Below are 16058 nucleotides of genomic sequence, written 5' to 3'. Positions count from 1 at the left end.
GCTGATGTACGTCCGGCACCTGCAGGTCGGGTCGTTCCGCAGCTGGGAACGGGTCGACCTGGCCCTGGGCCCGGGGCCGACGGTCTTCGTCGGGGGCAACGGAGAGGGCAAGACCAACCTGGTCGAGGCGGTCGGCTACCTGGCCACCATGGGCAGCCACCGCGTCTCCGTCGACGGGCCCCTCGTGCGGCACGGCGCGGACCAGGCGGTCGTGCGGGCGGCCCTGCGCCGCGACGACCGCGAGCTGCTGGTCGAGATCGAGATCAACCCCGGCAAGGCCAACCGCGTGCGGGTCAACCGCTCACCGCTGCAGCGGCCGCGGGAGCTGCTCGGCCTCGTGCGCACGGTGCTGTTCGCCCCCGAGGACCTCGCGCTGGTCCGGGGCGACCCCACCGAGCGGCGGCGGTTCCTCGACGAGCTGCTGGTCACCCGCACCCCCGGCTGGCCGGCGTCCGCGCGGACTACGACCGGGTGCTCAAGCAGCGCAACGCCCTGCTGAAGACCGCCCGGCTCGCGCGCGGCCGGGCGATCGAGACCCTCGACGTCTGGGACGGCCACCTGACCGACCTCGGCGGTCGGCTGCTCGCCGCGCGGCTGCAGCTGGTCTGCGACCTTGCGCCGCACGTGACCCGGTCCTACGCGGAGGTGGCGGGCGCAGGGTCGGCGCCGGCCGGGCTCGGCTACTCCTCGACCGTCCCGTCGGCGGGGGACGGCGCAGCGGTCTCCCCGGGGCCGCCGTTCCCTCGGCGGAGGCGCTGACCGCGGCCATGCGGGAGCGCGTGGCCGAGCGGCGGGGCGACGAGCTCGACCGCGGCATGACGCTGGTCGGGCCGCACCGCGACGACCTGGTCATCCACCTGGGGCCGGCGCCGGCCAAGGGCTTCGCCAGCCACGGCGAGTCGTGGTCGTTGGCCCTCGCCCTGAAGCTGGCCACCTTCGCCCTGCTGAGAGCCGACGGCGAGGACCCGGTCCTGATCCTGGACGACGTCTTCGCGACCCTCGACGCCGAACGGCGGGCGGCACTGGCCGCGGTGGCCCGGTCGGCCGAGCAGACGTTGATCACCGCCGCGGTGATGGAGGACGTGCCGCCCGAACTGCGCGGCACCAGGGTCGAGGTGGGTGGCGGCATGGCGGTCGTCGTGAAGGACGCCGTCCCGGCGGGGAAGGGGGCGCTGCCGTGAGCGACGAGCGGCCGGCCCGGCCCAGCGACATCGCCCGCGCCGCTCTGGAGGCGGCGCGGGCCGCCTCCGCGGCACGACCGCAACCCACCCGCCGCCGCATCGCCGCCCCCGCCGGACCTGGACCGGCCCGCGGCCCGGAGCCGACGACCCCCAGCCGCTGGGCAAGCTGGTCGACTCCCTGGTGACCGAGCAGGACTGGTCGGAGCGCACCCGGGTCGGTGCGGTCTTCGGCCGGTGGTCGGCCATCGTCGGCCCGGAGATCGCCGCGCACTGCGCCCCGCAGACCCTCACCGAGGGCGAGCTCCTGGTCGTCGCCGAGTCCACCGCCTGGGCCACGCAGCTCCGGCTGCTCGCGCCGACCCTGCTGGGCAAGCTGCGCGCGCACGTCGGCGGGGACGTGGTGACCCGGTTGCGCGTTGTCGGTCCGACGGCCCCGTCCTGGAAGAAGGGTCCGCGCTCCGTGCGCGGACGAGGGCCACGGGACACGTACGGATGAGAGGGCAGCGATGACCACCCCACGGAACCCGGACGACCGCGAGCCATGGGAGGGCAGCGGCTGGCAGGAGCCGGCACACCTCGCCGGCGACGACCAGGGCCGTGACGACCAGACCTCGGACGAGCCGAACTTCGCCGACCGCAGGAAGCGGCCGCGCGACGAGGACCTCTCGTCGGAGGCATGGCGGCCCGCCGGCTGGGACCTGCCGGCGGCGACACCGCAGCGGGACGACGAGCCCTACGACGGGCCACCGCGGAGCGAGCCACCGGTTCGCGGGCCGGCGGCCGGCGGGGAGCCGTCCTGGGCGCCCCCGGCGACCGGGCCGGGCACGACCGCCCCGGCGGAACCGGCACGTGGCGGCCTGTTCGGCTCGCGGCGGAACCGGGACCCCGAGATGGCACGGGCGTTCACTCCGGAGACCGACCCGCTCGGCGCGCAGAGCTGGGCCCTCCAGCACGGTTGGACCGTGTCCGACGGCACCGGACCCGAGGACGCCGGCCTCGCCGAGCTGATCGCCTCGGCACCCGTGCGCCCGGGCAAGGAGGCCCGCGCGGCGAGCGTGCTGCGGGGACGGGCGGGCTCGCTGGAGCTGGTCGCCTTCGACATCGCCTATCCGCTCGGCCGTGGCCTGGTCCCGAAGTACGCCGTGACCGCGGCGCCGCTGCTGGGCTCCGTTCCCGGCCTGCGGCTGTCCCCGGCCCGGTTCTGGAAGCATCGCACCGGCGGCCTGGTCCCCGTCCCGAGCGGCGACGAGGGGTTCGACGCCCGGTGGATGCTGCTGGCCGCGGAGGACTCGCCGCAGGCGCGCCGGCTGGCCCAGGACCCCGCGGTGCACGGCCTGCTGCTCGGCACCGACGACGGCGACGAGTTCTGGACCGCGTCCGGTCACGTCTGCGCCGTCCGTCCGGACGGCCACCGGCCGCAGCTGCTGGAGCACCATGCCCGGCTGCTGACCGCGATCGTCGGTGCCCTCGCCGCCGGTCTGTGAACCGGGCGCGGCGCTGACCGGCTCCGCGGCGACGGATGTCAGGAGTACCTGCTGCAGCGCACGGCCGAAGGCGTCGTCCTCACGACGCGGACCTCGCAGGTCGACCGGCTGCTTCGGCTGATCGTCGCCGAGTACGACCGCCGGCGCACCGGTGACCTCCGGCGTGGTGGCCATGATCAGGTGACCTGATCATGGCGCGTCCTACCTGGGCGTGGGCGGTGTGGGAGGACCCTCTGCCGTGAGGGAGGACGCCGTCCCGGGCGAGGCGTGCACTCGTTCAGCGGCCCGCGCCATGCCGCGGACCATGCCGCCGAAGACGAAGCCGTGGAAGGCAGCCACCGCCCACCAGTAGAGGTGGCCGGCCAGCCCGCGCGGCGCGAAGGTGGCCCGCTGGCGCAGCAGCGTGCCCGGTCTCCCGTCCGCGGAGTCGTCGTGTTCCACGTGGAACTCGAGCCAGGCCAGGCCGGGCAGCCGCATCTCGGCCCGCAGCCGGAGGAGCCGGCCGGGCTCGACCTCCTCGACCCGCCAGAAGTCCAGTGCGTCGCCCACGTAGAGCGTGTGCGGATCGCGCCGGCCGCGCCGCAGGCCCACGCCGCCCACCAGCCGGTCGAGCCATCCGCGCACCCGCCACGCCAGCGGGAACGAGTACCAGCCGGCATCCCCGCCGATGCCCTCGACGACCCGCCACAGGGACTCCGGTGACGCGGCCGCGCGGCGGGTCCGCTCGTCGACGTAGAGGCTGCCGCCTGCCCAGTCCGGGTCGGTGGGCAGCGGGTCGGACGGAGCCCCGGGGACCGACGCCGACGCCCATCGGGTGGCCACGGCGCGGTCCTTGACCCGTTGCAGGGCCAGCTGCACCGCGCGGTCGAACCCGAGCAGACCTTCGGGTGGGTCGGGCACGTAGGCGGCGATGTCGTGCTCGCGGCAGACGACCGTGTTGCGCAGCGACTCGACCAGCGGCCGGGCGATGCCGGCGGGCACCGGTGTCACCAGTCCCACCCAGTGGCTGGACAGACTCGGGCTGAAGAGCGGGACGGGCAGGATCCGGCGCCGTGGCAGCCCGGCCACGACCGCATACCGCTGCATCATGTCCGCGTAGTTCATGACGTCCGGCCCGCCGACGTCGAAGCAGCGGTGCACCGACGCCGGCAACGTCGCGCAGCCGACCAGGTAGCGCAGCACGTCCCGGACGGCGATCGGCTGGATCCGGCTCTGCACCCAGCGGGGGTGACCATCACCGGCAGCCGCTCGGTGAGGTAGCGCAGCATCTCGAACGACGCGGAGCCAGAACCGAGGACGACGGCGGCGCGCAGCACCGCCGTGGGCACCCCGGACCCGAGCAGGATCTCCGCCACCTCGGTGCGCGAGCGCAGGTGCGGTGAGAGCTCCTCCCCCTCGGGTTCCAGGGCGCCGAGGTACACCAGCCGGCCGACGCCGGCCTCGCGCACCGCCCGAGCCATCACCCGCGCCGTCCTCCGGTCGGTCTCCTCGAACGCGGGTCCGGAGCCGAGCGCGTGGACCAGGTAGTAGACGACGTCGGTGCCGGCGCACGCGGCGGCGACCTGCCCGGCGTCCCCCGCGTCGGCCCGGACGACCTCCACCTCCCCCGCCCACGGGTGGTCGCGGATCCGTTCGGGCGAGCGGGTCATCACGCGCACCCGGTGGCCGGCCGCCAGCAGCTCGGGCACCAGCCGGCCCCCGATGTAGCCCGTCGCCCCGGTGACGAGGCAGGTCAGGGAGGCGCCGGTCTCGGGCATGGCACCAGTCTCGGGCTCCTCGGCCTCCCACGCTCGGGTCGCGCGGACACGGGGCAGCCAGCACCATCGGCGTGCCCGGCAGTGGCGGCTTCTTCAGTCGAGCGGGAGACCGGATGTCGAACGTGCGTGCCACCGGCGAGGAGACCACCGGAGGGCAGCCCAGCCTCAAGCGGGTCATGGGCCCGGGGCTGCTCCTGCTGTTCATCGTCGGTGACGTCCTCGGCACCGGCATCTACGCGCTGACCGGCACGGTCGCCGCCGAGGTGGGCGGCGTGGTGTGGCTGCCGTTCCTCGTCGCCTTCCTGGTCGCGCTCATCACCGCGTTCAGCTACCTCGAGCTGGTCACCAAGTACCCCCAGGCGGCCGGCGCCGCGCTCTACACGCACAAGGCCTTCGGGGTGCACGTCCTGACCTTAATCGTCGCCTTCGCGGTGATGAGCTCCGGCATCACGTCGGCGTCGACGGCCGCCCGCGCGTTCAGCGCCAACGCCGCGAAGGTCTTCGACCTCGGCGTCACCGACGGCATCGGCATCACGCTGCTGGGCCTGGGCTTCATGAGCCTGGTCGCGCTGGTCAACGTGCGCGGCGTGGGCGAGAGCGTCAAGGCCAACGTCGTCCTCACGTGCGTCGAGCTCTCCGGGCTGCTGATCGTCATCGGCGTGGGGGCCTGGGCGCTCGGCGTCGGCGGCGGCGACTTCTCGCGGGTCACCGAGTTCGACACCGGCGACAGATCGGTGATCACGGCGGTGATCGCCGCGACCGGTCTGGCCTTCTTCGCGATGGTCGGCTTCGAGGACTCCGTGAACATGGCCGAGGAGACCAAGGACCCGCGTCGGACGTTCCCGAAGATCCTGCTGCTCGGCCTCGGCCTCACCGGCCTCATCTACGTGCTGGTGTCGATCTCCGCGATCGCGCTGGTGCCGGCCGACCGGCTCAGCGAGGGCGAGACCCCGCTGCTGCAGGTGGTCGAAGCCGGTGCCCCGGGCTTCCCGATCGGGCTCTTCGGTGTCATCACGATGTTCGCCGTCGCCAACACGGCGCTCATCAACATGCTCATGGCCAGCCGGCTGGTCTACGGCCTCGCCCAGCTGCGGGTGCTGCCGCCGCTCCTGGGCCGGGTGCACCGCGGCCGACGCACCCCGATCCCCGCGATCCTCTTCACCACCGCGCTGGCGTTCGGCCTGATCACCTTCGTCGGCGCCGTCCCTGCGCTCGGCGGCACCACCGCCCTCCTCCTCCTGATCGTCTTCACCGTCGTCAACGTGGCCGTCCTGGTGCTCCGCCGCGACCGGGTCGACGAGGACCACTTCCGGACGCCGACCGTGCTGCCCGCCGTGGGCGCGGTCGCCTGTGCGTTCCTTGCCACTCCCTGGGCAGGCCGGCCCGCGGAGCAGTACCGCATCGCCGGGGTGCTGCTCGCGATCGGCATCGCCCTGTGGTTGGTGACGGTCCTGCTGAACCGGCGGACCGGCGCGCGGGTGCCCGACTTCGACCCCGGGCACCTCGCTGGCGAGAAGCCTTCCGGCCCGCGCAACTAGGGCACCCCGGCCAGCCCGTCGAGGACGGCGTGTCAGCGCCTGGGGCAGCACCGGTGGTGGCGAGCGAGCCGGAAGTGGCGCAGACACGACGTCAGGGCGTGGACGGCGGCTTTCCTGTCAGTGCACCCGGTATCCTGGACAGCAGAAACCGCCAGCAACCGGCTGAGCGCCGTTCTGCGCCCCTCCCGCCCCGTCGGCACCGGGGTCGTGTGGCGCCGGTTGCGCAAGAGGAAGGCCCCACGTGGTCGCACGGCCCAAGACCGACCCGAAGCCCGACAACGCCTACTCCGGCAGTTCCATCACCGTTCTCGAAGGTCTCGAGGCGGTGCGCAAGCGGCCCGGCATGTACATCGGGTCCACCGGCGAGCGCGGCCTGCACCACATGGTGTGGGAGGTCGTCGACAACTCGGTCGACGAGGCGCTGGCCGGCTTCTGCGACACGGTCCGGGTGACGCTCCTCGCCGACGGCGGCGTGCGGGTCGAGGACAACGGCCGTGGCATCCCGGTCGACATGCACCCGGTCGAGAAGCGGCCCACCGTCGAGGTCATCATGACGACCCTGCACGCGGGCGGGAAGTTCGACGGCAAGAGCTACGGCGTCTCCGGCGGCCTGCACGGCGTCGGCGTCACGGTCGTCAACGCGCTCTCGACGCGGCTCGACGTCGAGGTCTGGCGCGACGGCACCGAGTGGCGCCAGAGCTACGCGGAGGCCAAGCCCGGGCCGCTGGAGAAGGTCGGCCCGACCAGGAAGCAGGGCACCGCCATCACCTTCTGGGCCGACGGCGGCATCTTCGAGACGACGAACTACTCGTTCGACACGATCAATCGCCGGCTGCAGGAGATGGCCTTCCTCAACAAGGGCCTGACCATCGTCCTGCGCGACGAGCGGCCGGGGCACAGCAAGGCCGAGACCGGCCTGGGCGAGGAGCCCACCCTCGCCGAGGCGGCACCCGAGGCCGGCGCCGAGAACGCCGCGTTCGAGGCCACGGAGATCACCTACCGGTACGACGGCGGCCTCATCGACTACGTCGGGCACATCAACGCCAAGAAGAGCCCGATCCACAAGTCGGTCATCAGCTTCTCCGCCGAGGGCGTCGGCAGGAACGACATGCGGATGTCGGTCGATGTCGCGATGCAGTGGTCGGAGGCCTACTCCGAGTCGGTCTACACCTTCGCCAACATCATCAACACCCACGAGGGCGGCACGCACGAGGAGGGCTTCCGGGCGGCGCTGACCTCGATCGTCAACCGGTACGCCGAGGAGAAGAAGCTCTTCAAGGCCAAGGACGAGAAGCTCACGGGTGAGGACATCCGCGAGGGCCTGGCCGCCATCGTCTCGGTGAAGATCGGCGACCCGCAGTTCGAGGGCCAGACCAAGACCAAGCTCGGGAACACCGAGGTGAAGGGGTTCGTCCAGAAGGTCTGCAACGAGCAGATCGCGCACTGGTTCGAGGCGAACCCGACCGAGGCCAAGACCATCATCAACAAGGCCTCGTCCGCTGCCCGCGCCCGCCGCGCGGCGCAGGACGCCCGCAAGCTCGCCCGCAAGAACCTGCTGAGCAACAACTCGCTGCCGGGCAAGCTCGCCGACTGCCGTTCCACCGATCCGCGCAACTCCGAGGTCTACATCGTGGAGGGCGACTCGGCCGGTGGCTCCGCGAAGTCCGGCCGCGACTCGATGTTCCAGGCGATCCTGCCCATCCGCGGCAAGATCATCAACGTCGAGAAGGCGCGCATCGACCGGGTCCTCAAGAACAACGAGGTCCAGTCGATGATCACCGCCTTCGGTACCGGCATCCATGACGAGTTCGACCTGTCGAAACTCCGGTACCACAAGATCATCCTGATGGCGGACGCCGACGTCGACGGCCAGCACATCCGGACGCTGCTGCTCACGCTGCTGTTCCGCTTCATGCGCCCGCTGGTCGAGGCCGGGCACGTCTACCTCGCGCAGCCGCCGCTCTACAAGATCAAGTGGGGCGGCAAGCACGGCGACGAGTACGTCTACACCGACCGCGAGAAGGACGCGGTCCTCCGCGCCGCCGCCGAGTCCGGCCGCAAGGTCAAGGACGACGCGATCCAGCGGTTCAAGGGTCTCGGTGAGATGAACGCGACCGAGCTCTGGGAGACGACGATGAACCCCGAGACCCGGATCCTGCTGCAGGTCACCCTCGAGGACGCCGCGACCGCCGACGAGCTGTTCAGCGTGCTCATGGGCGAGGACGTCGAGGCCCGCCGGAGCTTCATCACCCGCAACGCCAAGGACGTCCGCTTCCTCGACGTGTAGCGCGTCCTCGATCCGCTGCGCCGACCCCCGCACTGCACTGAACCGTGGAGATCTGAACCGTGACCGAAACTCCTAGCCGCGACCGCGTCGAGCCGGTCGACCTCCAGCAGGAGATGCAGCGCAGCTACATCGACTACGCGATGTCGGTCATCGTCGGCCGGGCCCTGCCCGAGGTCCGCGACGGCCTCAAGCCGGTGCACCGCCGCGTGCTCTACGCGATGTACGACCAGGGCTTCCGTCCCGACCGCAGCTACGTCAAGTGCGCGCGCGTCGTCGGTGAGGTCATGGGTAACTACCACCCGCACGGCGACTCGGCGATCTACGACGCCCTCGTGCGGTTGGCCCAGCCGTGGGCGATGCGCTACCCGCTCATCGACGGGCAGGGGAATTTCGGCTCGCCGGGCAACGATCCGGCTGCCGCCATGCGCTACACCGAGGCGCGGCTGACCCCGCTGGCCATGGAGATGCTGGCCAACATCGACGAGGAGACCGTCGACTTCCAGCCCAACTACGACGGCAAGAACACCGAGCCGCTGGTCCTCCCCGGGCGGATCCCCAATCTGCTGATCAACGGCTCCGCCGGCATCGCGGTCGGCATGGCGACCAACATGCCGCCGCACAACCTCCGCGAGGTCGCGGCCGCGGTCTTCTGGATGCTCGAGCACCCGGACGCCGAGCCCGAGGAGGCCCTCACCGCCTGCATGGAGCGGATCAAGGGCCCCGACTTCCCGACCCACGGCCTGATCGTCGGGCGCGACGGCATCGAGGACGCCTACCGGACCGGTCGCGGCTCGGTGCGCATGCGCGCCGTCGTCACCGTGGAGGAGGACTCCCGCGGTCGCGTCCAGCTCGTCGTCACCGAACTGCCCTACCAGGTCAACCCCGACAACCTCGCCGAGGCGATCGCCGAGGCGGTCAAGGAGGGGCGCCTCCAGGGCATCAGCGAGATCGCCGACGAGTCCAGCGACCGGGTCGGCCGGCGCCTGGTCATCACGCTGCGCCGCGACGCGGTGGCCAAGGTCGTCCTGAACAACCTGTACAAGCACACCCAGCTGCAGACGACGTTCGGCTGCAACATGCTGTCCATCGTCGACGGGGTGCCCCGGACGCTGCGGCTCGACGAGCTCGTCCGGCTCTACGTCAACCACCAGATCGACGTCATCCAGCGCCGGACCCGTTTCCGGCTGCGCAAGGCCGAGGAGCGCGCGCACATCCTGCGGGGGCTGGCCAAGGCCCTCGACCAGCTCGACGCCGTCATCGCCCTCATCCGGGGCAGCGAGTCGGCCGACGCCGCACGCGGCGGCCTGATGGAGCTCCTGGACGTCGACGAGATCCAGGCGACGCACATCCTGGACATGCAGCTGCGTCGGCTCGCGGCCCTCGAGCGCCAGCGGATCCTCGACGAGCTGGCCGAGATCGAGGCCCGCATCGCCGACCTGCAGGCGATCCTCGAGTCGCCCCAGCGCCAGCGGCAGATCATCCACGACGAGCTGGCCGAGATCGTCGAGAAGTACGGCGACGACCGCCGTACCCAGTTCGTCGCCAGCGAGGGCGACGTCTCGATGGAGGACCTCATCGCGGAGGAGGAGGTCGTCGTCACCATCACCCGCACCGGGTACGCCAAGCGGACGAAGAGCGACCTCTACCGCTCGCAGCGCCGCGGCGGCAAGGGCGTGATGGGTGCCCAGCTCAAGCAGGACGACATCGTCGATCACTTCTTCGTGGGCTCCACCCACGACTGGATCCTGTTCTTCACGAACAAGGGCCGGGTCTACCGGTCCAAGGCCTACGAGCTGCCCGAGGCCAACCGCACCGCGCGCGGCCAGCACGTCGCGAACATCCTGGCCTTCCAGCCGGACGAGAAGATCGCCCAGGTCATGCAGATCAAGGACTACGCGGTCGCCCCGTACCTGGTCCTGGCCACCGCCAAGGGTCAGGTCAAGAAGACGCGGCTGGGAGACTTCGACTCCCCGCGCCAGGGTGGCGTCATCGCGATCAACCTGCGCGACGGGGACGAGCTGGTCGGTGCCGCGCTGATCGACGACGACTCCGACCTGCTGCTGGTCACGCGTCGGGCGATGTCGATCCGGTTCAAGGCCGACGACACCGCGCTGCGGCCGATGGGCCGGGCGACCGAGGGCGTGCGCGGCATCTCGCTGACCGGGGACGACCGGCTCCTGTCGATGATCGTCGTCCAGGAGGGCGTCGACGTGCTCGTCGCTACCGAGCGGGGCTACGCCAAGCGCACCGGCATCGAGAACTACCCGAACCAGGGCCGGGGAGGCAAGGGCGTGCTCACCGCCGACCCCAAGGCGCGCAAGGGAGCGCTCGTGGGGGCCCTGGCGGTCACGCTCGGCGACGAGCTGTACGCCATCACGTCCGGCGGTGGGGTGATCCGGACGCCGGTCAACGGGGTGCGGCACAACAAGGACCGCGCCACCATGGGTGTCAAGCTCATGAACTTGCCCGAGGACGTGTCGATCGTGGCGATCGCCCGGACGACGGACAATGACGAGCCCGACGCCTAGGGTTACGACAGGCGGCGGTCCCGTCAGGAGTTGACGGAGCCGACGATGATGGCTGCAGGACGACGTCCGACACGATCGACGGAGCGGGTCACGCCGCAGGGGAACGGGAGACTGGCATGAGCGACCGGACGCCGAGTTCGGTGCGTACCGGAGCGCGCGTCGGCGATCCCGCCCCGGCGGAGTCGACGCCCGAGTCGGCGGCCGGTTCGCCGTCGGCCTCCTCCACCCAGGCGATCCCGACTACCGGCAGCCAGCGGGCCGCCCAGACCGGCCCGGCGACCGTGCCGCCCGCGTCAGGTTCCCCGGTGCCGCCGTCCGCCGCCGGCGCCCCCGCCGTCCCGCCGTCGGGTGGATCGTTCGTCGCCGAGACGTCAACGGCTCAGGCGGCCGCGGCCCCCGACGGCACCGAGAAGAACCGTGGTCGGCGCGGGTCGGCCAGGACGACCGGCCGCGGCCCCCGACGGGCGCGGCTGCAACTGCGGCACATCGACACCTGGTCGGCGCTGAAGATCTCGCTGGTCCTGTCGATCGCGCTGTTCTTCATCTGGATGGTCGCGGTCGGCGTGCTGTACGGGGTGCTGAGCGCTCTCGGCGTGTTCGACACCCTCAACGACCTCTTCGGCCAGCTCGGCAGCGCCTCGGGCAACGAGGTGACCGGTGACGTGGTGACGCCGGGTGTCGTGTTCGGCGGGGCCGCCGTCATCGGCGCCATCAACATCGTCCTGCTCACCGCGCTGTGCACGGTCGGGACGTTCATCTACAACCTCTGCTCCGACCTGGTGGGCGGGCTGGAGCTCACGCTCTCCGAGCGCGACTGACGGAGGAGACCCCCTTCCCCCCACCACTCGCAGGCTCGTGTGGGGCCCTGCAGGGGGCCGACAAGCACCAGGTAGGCTTTCCGAGGTTCACGGGCCTGTAGCTCAGGCGGTTAGAGCGCATCCCTGATAAGGATGAGGCCGGAGGTTCAAGTCCTCCCAGGCCCACCCGTGTGCCGGAGCCGTCGGCGCCCAGCTGTCGAGGAGGTACTCCGCGTGCTGAAGAAGCTGGCGCTCGCCGCAGTCGCAGCCGGGGCCCTGGCGGCCGTGCGCAAGCGCGCCGGCGGCAGGGCCGAAGCCGACCTCTGGCACGAGGCGACCCGCGGCCCGGGCGCGGTGAGCAACCCGACCACCCGCTGAGGCGAAACCCTCCAGGGGACCGCATCCAGGGGACCGCATCCAGGGGACCGCATCCAGGGGACCGCATCCAGGGGACGTAGCTCAATTGGCAGAGCACCGCCTTTGCAAGGCGGGGGTTAGGGGTTCGATTCCCCTCGTCTCCACCCATCGGGCCGCAGCAGCCGGCCGGCCGGCCTATCTCCGGCCGCGCGGGAGGGCCGCCAGGACCGCTGCCGGGCGCCGCGGCGCGCAGCTGGTCGTCGAGGCCGGCCCCACGCGTCGTTCACCGTGGAGACGGCGATGCGCAGCGCCTGGACGTCGTCCGGACCCGTGGCGCTGGGCCAGCCGGCCAGCCGGCCACCCCAGCCGAGTCCGCAGTGCGGATCGGCGATGGCCGACGCCGAGGCGGTGACGAGGATCCCGCGCTGGCGGAACGTCAGACCGGCGGCCCGGGTCGCCTGGCCGATCAGCGCGTAGAGCTCGACCTGGGACGTGGGACGTGGGACGTGGGCAGATGGGCCGTTCACCACGCGCGAGGGTCGTGGTGGGCGTCCCTGCGCGTCCCCGGATCGGGACCACCCGGCCGCGGTCGGCCAAGGGGTGGGAGAGTGGAGCCGTGACCGAATCGACTCCCGCCCGCCGCGCGGTGCTGCACACCAACCACGGCGACATCACCGTCGACCTGTTCCCGGACCACGCGCCCAAGACGGTGGCCAACTTCGCCGACCTCGCCGAGGGCCGCCGCGAGTGGACTCATCCGGCGACCCGCGAGAAGACCACCGACCCGCTCTACGACGGGACGATCTTCCACCGGATCATCGACGGCTTCATGATCCAGGGCGGCGACCCGCTCGGCCAGGGCTTCGGCGGTCCGGGCTACCAGTTCGGCGACGAGTTCCACCCGGAGCTGGGGTTCGATCGGCCCTACCTCCTGGCCATGGCCAACGCCGGTCCGGGCACCAACGGGTCCCAGTTCTTCATCACGGTCGGCCCGACGCCGCACCTGAACCGCCGCCACACCATCTTCGGCGAGGTCGCCGACCAGGCCGGCCGCGATGTCGTCGACCGCATCTCCAAGGTCGCGACCGGCCGCAACGACCGCCCGGTCGAGGACGTCGTGATCGAGTCCGTCGAGGTGCAGCGCAGCTGACGGAGAACGCCGGCGAAGGCCCCGTCCAGGATCCCGCCCCCAGCGAGCGGGGGGTGGGGAGGACGGGGTCCTTCTGCTGCTACCGGCACCCCGACCGGCCGACCGGGATCCGCTGCGTCCGCTGCGATCGGCTGGTCTGCCCGGAATGCATGATCCCGGCCTCCGTCGGGTTCCAGTGCCCCGAGTGCGTGCGGGAGGGCAACGCCTCCGTCCGTCCCGTCCGGCGCCCCAGCGGACTGCAGGCGGCGGGGCGCCGGTGGGGCCAGGTCACCCTCACCCTCATCGCCCTCAACGTGGCGATGTTCCTCGTCACGGCGGTCTCGGCCGTGACCGTGGGCAGCTCGGCCGTCGAGAACTACGACAGCCCGGTCTTCGCGGCACTGGCCCAGTGGCCGGCCGGCGTGTACTTCCTGGGCGAGTGGTGGCGGGTGTTCACCGCGGCCTTCCTGCACATCGGCCCGGTGCACCTGCTCATGAACATGCTCGGGCTGCTCATCTTCGGCTCGGAGCTCGAGCGGCAGCTGGGGCGCCTGCGGTTCCTCGCGCTCTACCTGCTGTCCGCGCTGGGCGGCGCGGCGGCGATCCAGTTGTTCGGTGTGCCCAACCAGACGGTCGCGGGCGCGTCGACGGCCATCTACGGCCTGCTGGGCGGCCTCGCGGTCCTGCTGCTCTTCCACCGGCAGGACCTGCGCGGTCTGCTCACGCTCCTGGTCCTGAACGTGGCCATCAGCTTCCTGCCCGGTGTCTCGTTGCTCGGCCACCTCGGCGGCCTCGTCGCCGGCGTGCTGGTCGCGGCTGTCCTGTTGCTCACCCGCCGTCGGTCGGCGCTGCAGCTCGTCGCGATGGCGGCGCTGGCCGTGCTGCTCCTGACGGCGGCACTCGCCGTGCCGACCGTCGCCGTCCTGAACCTCTAGCCGGCCGGATCCATCGCACGGAGCGCGCGGGCGACGTCCGCGGGGTCCGCGCCCAGGTCCCGCCGGCCGAGCACGACCAGCACCCCGTCGTCCTCGGGTCCGTGGGCGGTGTCCAACTCGAGGGTGCGACCCCGGACCCCGAACCGGCGGACCTCGCGGACCTCGACCTGCAGGCCCCGCCACGGCAGGTGCCGCCCGCCGGTCAGCGTGCGCACGTCGACGCCGTCTGGGCCTGCCGACAGCCGGGGACGGGCGATCAGGTCACGGCCGGCCACGAGGAAGAGCAGCAGCGCGCCCGCCCCCACCAGCACGCGTCCCGCGGCATCGAGGAAGACGAGCGACGACGCCAGGCCGAGCCCCAGCGCCAGCAGGGCGACGGTCTCACCCGAACGAGGTGACCACTGCACGGCTCCAGCCTGCCAGCACCGGTTGTGGAACGTGACCGACCGATCCGTCGCAGTCCGGTTCCACAGCGTCACCGACACACGTGTAATCGCAGGTCAGTCGGGTAGGAGCGCCTCGGACGCACCCGACGGTGACCACACCCCGGTTCCCGCCATGTCGACACGTCCACAGCTGGGTACACAGCTGGGGACAGACTCACACGGGTGTAGTTACTGGGGTGGTCATGCCGTCACACCCGCCACACCGGTGCCGAACGTGCAGGTCAGCACGGTTCGGGCTCGTTCCGTCTCTCCACATTCGGTGGACAACCCTGGGGGCGGAGCGCCATGTCGACCTGTGGATGAAGCGTCGTTCTGTGCACAGCGTCCTGGGTGCGGGCCCCCTGCACGAGGAAGGCCCCCGCCCTGGTAGGGCGGGGGCCTCCGGGGGCCGAACGGAGCGGGTCAGCGCCAGCGCATCGACATGATGAGGCCGGCCACCATCGCGCCGAAGCCGATCGCGAAGTTCCAGGCCCCCAGCGACACCATGAACGGGATGCGGTCGCCGGCCACGTAGTAGACGACGATCCACAGCAGACCGATCAGCATGAGGGTGACCATCAGGGGTGCGTACCAACGGGGGCTGGGCTCGACCGCCCGCGCCTGACCCGAGCGGCTCTGCAGCGCGCCCTCCGGGGGCGTGTAGGCCGACTTCTTGCGCACCTTGGACTTGGGCACCGCGGAACTCCCTTCCGGCGGCCGGGGTCGTCGTCCCCGACCGGAACTGGTCCCAGCCTAAGCTGCGAGGGGAAGACGGTGCCGCCGCCACGTGCCGGTGACCGCCCTCCGGGTCGATCGCGGCGCCCCAGCCGCCCCCAGGACCCCTGGGAGAACGAGGAGGAGAGCTCGTGCCCCGCCCCGCCCTCCCGTCACGCCTGCGCCGTTCCTGGGGCGGGCGGCGCCTGTCCGCCTGGGGTGCGCTGGTGCCGGTGGTCGCGCTCTCGGCCGGCCTGCTGTTCGCCACCTCCGGTCGCACCGCGCAGGGGACCGACCTGCGGGCCGGTGAGGTCACCGAGCTCTCGGAGCTGATCGACCAGCGGAACTCCGTCATCGCGCGGCAGAGCGAACTGCTCGCCGAGCTCCAGGCGTCGGCCGACCGGCTCACCGAGCGGGTGGCCGGCAGCAACACGGAGGTGGCCGCGGCGCAGGACGCCGGCAAGGCGGGGGCACCGGCCGCCGCACTCGTGCCGGTCACGGGTGCCGGGCTGGAGATCACGCTGGACGACGCACCCATGCGGCCGGACGGGAGCCTGCCGGCCGGCGCGCGGCCCGACGACGTCGTCATCCACCAGTCCGACGTGCAGGCGGTCGTCAACGCCGTGTGGGCGGCCGGCGCCGAGGGCGTGGCGGTGATGGACCAGCGGCTGATCGCCACCAGTGCCGTCCGGTGCGTGGGCAACACACTGCTGCTGCAGGGCCGCACCTACTCACCGCCCTTCGTCATCACGGCGGTCGCCGACCCCGCCGAGGTGCGGGCCAAGCTCGCGGAATCACCCCAGGTGGGTGTCTTCCAGCAGGCGGTCGAAGCATTCGGGCTCACCTTCCAGATCCGCGAGCGCAGCTCGGTGACCCTGCCCGCCTACGATGGCGTCCTGGACCTGAGGTACGCCCGCGCCGGCTGA

17 protein-coding genes and 2 tRNA genes are annotated in these 16058 nt (G+C 71.9%); 15 read left to right on the top strand and 4 right to left on the bottom strand.

Translation table 11 applies throughout. The annotated features are described in order from the left end of the window. Positions 1 to 4 precede the first annotated feature (4 nt). The 5 genes from MVA48_RS16345 to MVA48_RS16325 all read left to right on the top strand — a co-directional run bounded on the left by MVA48_RS16345 (position 5) and on the right by MVA48_RS16325 (position 2665). Complete coding sequence (locus MVA48_RS16345; protein ID WP_246981751.1) at positions 5 to 499, top strand: AAA family ATPase; 495 nt, start codon at positions 5 to 7, stop codon at positions 497 to 499. Beyond that, positions 472 to 759 (top strand): hypothetical protein, encoded by a 288-nt coding sequence (locus MVA48_RS16340; RefSeq protein WP_246981750.1) that lies wholly within the window; start codon positions 472 to 474, stop codon positions 757 to 759. Before MVA48_RS16345 ends, MVA48_RS16340 begins: the two co-directional genes overlap by 28 nt. 20 nt (positions 760 to 779) lie before the next feature. After that, positions 780 to 1181, top strand: a complete 402-nt coding sequence (locus tag MVA48_RS16335) for a hypothetical protein (protein WP_246981749.1) — start codon at positions 780 to 782, stop codon at positions 1179 to 1181. 181 nt (positions 1182 to 1362) lie between these two features. Beyond that, complete coding sequence (locus MVA48_RS16330; RefSeq protein ID WP_246981748.1) at positions 1363 to 1677, top strand: DUF721 domain-containing protein; 315 nt, start codon at positions 1363 to 1365, stop codon at positions 1675 to 1677. 10 nt (positions 1678 to 1687) lie between these two features. Next, positions 1688 to 2665, top strand: coding sequence for a hypothetical protein (locus MVA48_RS16325; protein WP_246981747.1), 978 nt, complete (start codon positions 1688 to 1690; stop codon positions 2663 to 2665). Between the two features lie 201 nt (positions 2666 to 2866). Here the strand turns inward: MVA48_RS16325 and MVA48_RS16320 are convergent, their stop codons facing one another. Next, positions 2867 to 3883 carry an SDR family oxidoreductase gene (locus MVA48_RS16320; protein WP_246981746.1) on the bottom strand — a complete coding sequence of 339 codons (1017 nt, stop codon included), beginning with the start codon at positions 3881 to 3883 and terminating at the stop codon, positions 2867 to 2869. Continuing rightward, a complete protein-coding gene (locus MVA48_RS16315) occupies positions 3766 to 4422 on the bottom strand; it encodes an NAD(P)H-binding protein (protein WP_246981745.1) in 657 nt (218 codons plus the stop codon). Before MVA48_RS16315 ends, MVA48_RS16320 begins: the two co-directional genes overlap by 118 nt. Positions 4423 to 4535: 113 nt before the next feature. Between MVA48_RS16315 and MVA48_RS16310 the strand changes: the two genes are divergently transcribed. From MVA48_RS16310 to MVA48_RS16270, 9 genes are all read left to right on the top strand, one after another. Next, the gene (locus tag MVA48_RS16310; RefSeq protein WP_246981744.1) at positions 4536 to 5960 is read left to right on the top strand and encodes an APC family permease; all 1425 of its coding nucleotides are present in this window, start codon (positions 4536 to 4538) and stop codon (positions 5958 to 5960) included. Between the two features lie 241 nt (positions 5961 to 6201). Beyond that, positions 6202 to 8247 (top strand): DNA topoisomerase (ATP-hydrolyzing) subunit B, encoded by a 2046-nt coding sequence (gene gyrB, locus MVA48_RS16305; protein WP_246981743.1) that lies wholly within the window; start codon positions 6202 to 6204, stop codon positions 8245 to 8247. Positions 8248 to 8306: 59 nt separating this feature from the next. Continuing rightward, positions 8307 to 10775 carry a DNA gyrase subunit A gene (gene gyrA / locus MVA48_RS16300; protein WP_246981742.1) on the top strand — a complete coding sequence of 823 codons (2469 nt, stop codon included), beginning with the start codon at positions 8307 to 8309 and terminating at the stop codon, positions 10773 to 10775. 116 nt (positions 10776 to 10891) lie between these two features. Further along, a complete protein-coding gene (locus MVA48_RS16295; protein WP_246981741.1) occupies positions 10892 to 11593 on the top strand; it encodes a DUF3566 domain-containing protein in 702 nt (233 codons plus the stop codon). A 91-nt stretch (positions 11594 to 11684) separates the two neighbouring features. Next, positions 11685 to 11758 (top strand) — tRNA-Ile (locus MVA48_RS16290). A gap of 48 nt (positions 11759 to 11806) precedes the next feature. Continuing rightward, the gene (locus MVA48_RS16285; protein WP_246981740.1) at positions 11807 to 11950 is read left to right on the top strand and encodes a DLW-39 family protein; all 144 of its coding nucleotides are present in this window, start codon (positions 11807 to 11809) and stop codon (positions 11948 to 11950) included. Positions 11951 to 12020: 70 nt separating this feature from the next. After that, positions 12021 to 12093, top strand: a tRNA-Ala gene (locus MVA48_RS16280). Positions 12094 to 12545: 452 nt separating this feature from the next. Next, positions 12546 to 13079, top strand: a complete 534-nt coding sequence (locus tag MVA48_RS16275; RefSeq protein ID WP_246981739.1) for a peptidylprolyl isomerase — start codon at positions 12546 to 12548, stop codon at positions 13077 to 13079. A gap of 149 nt (positions 13080 to 13228) precedes the next feature. Then, a complete protein-coding gene (locus MVA48_RS16270; RefSeq protein WP_246981738.1) occupies positions 13229 to 13993 on the top strand; it encodes a rhomboid family intramembrane serine protease in 765 nt (254 codons plus the stop codon). On the opposite strand, the gene MVA48_RS16265 is transcribed toward MVA48_RS16270, so the two are convergent. Continuing rightward, positions 13990 to 14400, bottom strand: coding sequence for a PH domain-containing protein (locus tag MVA48_RS16265; RefSeq protein WP_246981737.1), 411 nt, complete (start codon positions 14398 to 14400; stop codon positions 13990 to 13992). The two genes, MVA48_RS16270 and MVA48_RS16265, sit on opposite strands and share 4 nt — an antisense overlap. 441 nt (positions 14401 to 14841) lie before the next feature. Continuing rightward, the gene (crgA, locus tag MVA48_RS16260) at positions 14842 to 15114 is read right to left on the bottom strand and encodes a cell division protein CrgA (protein ID WP_246981736.1); all 273 of its coding nucleotides are present in this window, start codon (positions 15112 to 15114) and stop codon (positions 14842 to 14844) included. A gap of 170 nt (positions 15115 to 15284) precedes the next feature. On the opposite strand from crgA, the gene MVA48_RS16255 reads away from it, so the two are divergent. Next, positions 15285 to 16058: a DUF881 domain-containing protein gene (locus MVA48_RS16255; protein ID WP_246981735.1), complete on the top strand. Its 774-nt coding sequence runs from the start codon at positions 15285 to 15287 to the stop codon at positions 16056 to 16058.

Origin of the sequence: Blastococcus sp. PRF04-17, assembly GCF_023016265.1 — a bacterium.
GTDB lineage: Bacteria > Actinomycetota > Actinomycetes > Mycobacteriales > Geodermatophilaceae > Blastococcus_B.
The sequence above is the reverse complement of the archived record's forward strand: the minus strand, read 5'-3'. Positions and strand labels throughout refer to the sequence as shown.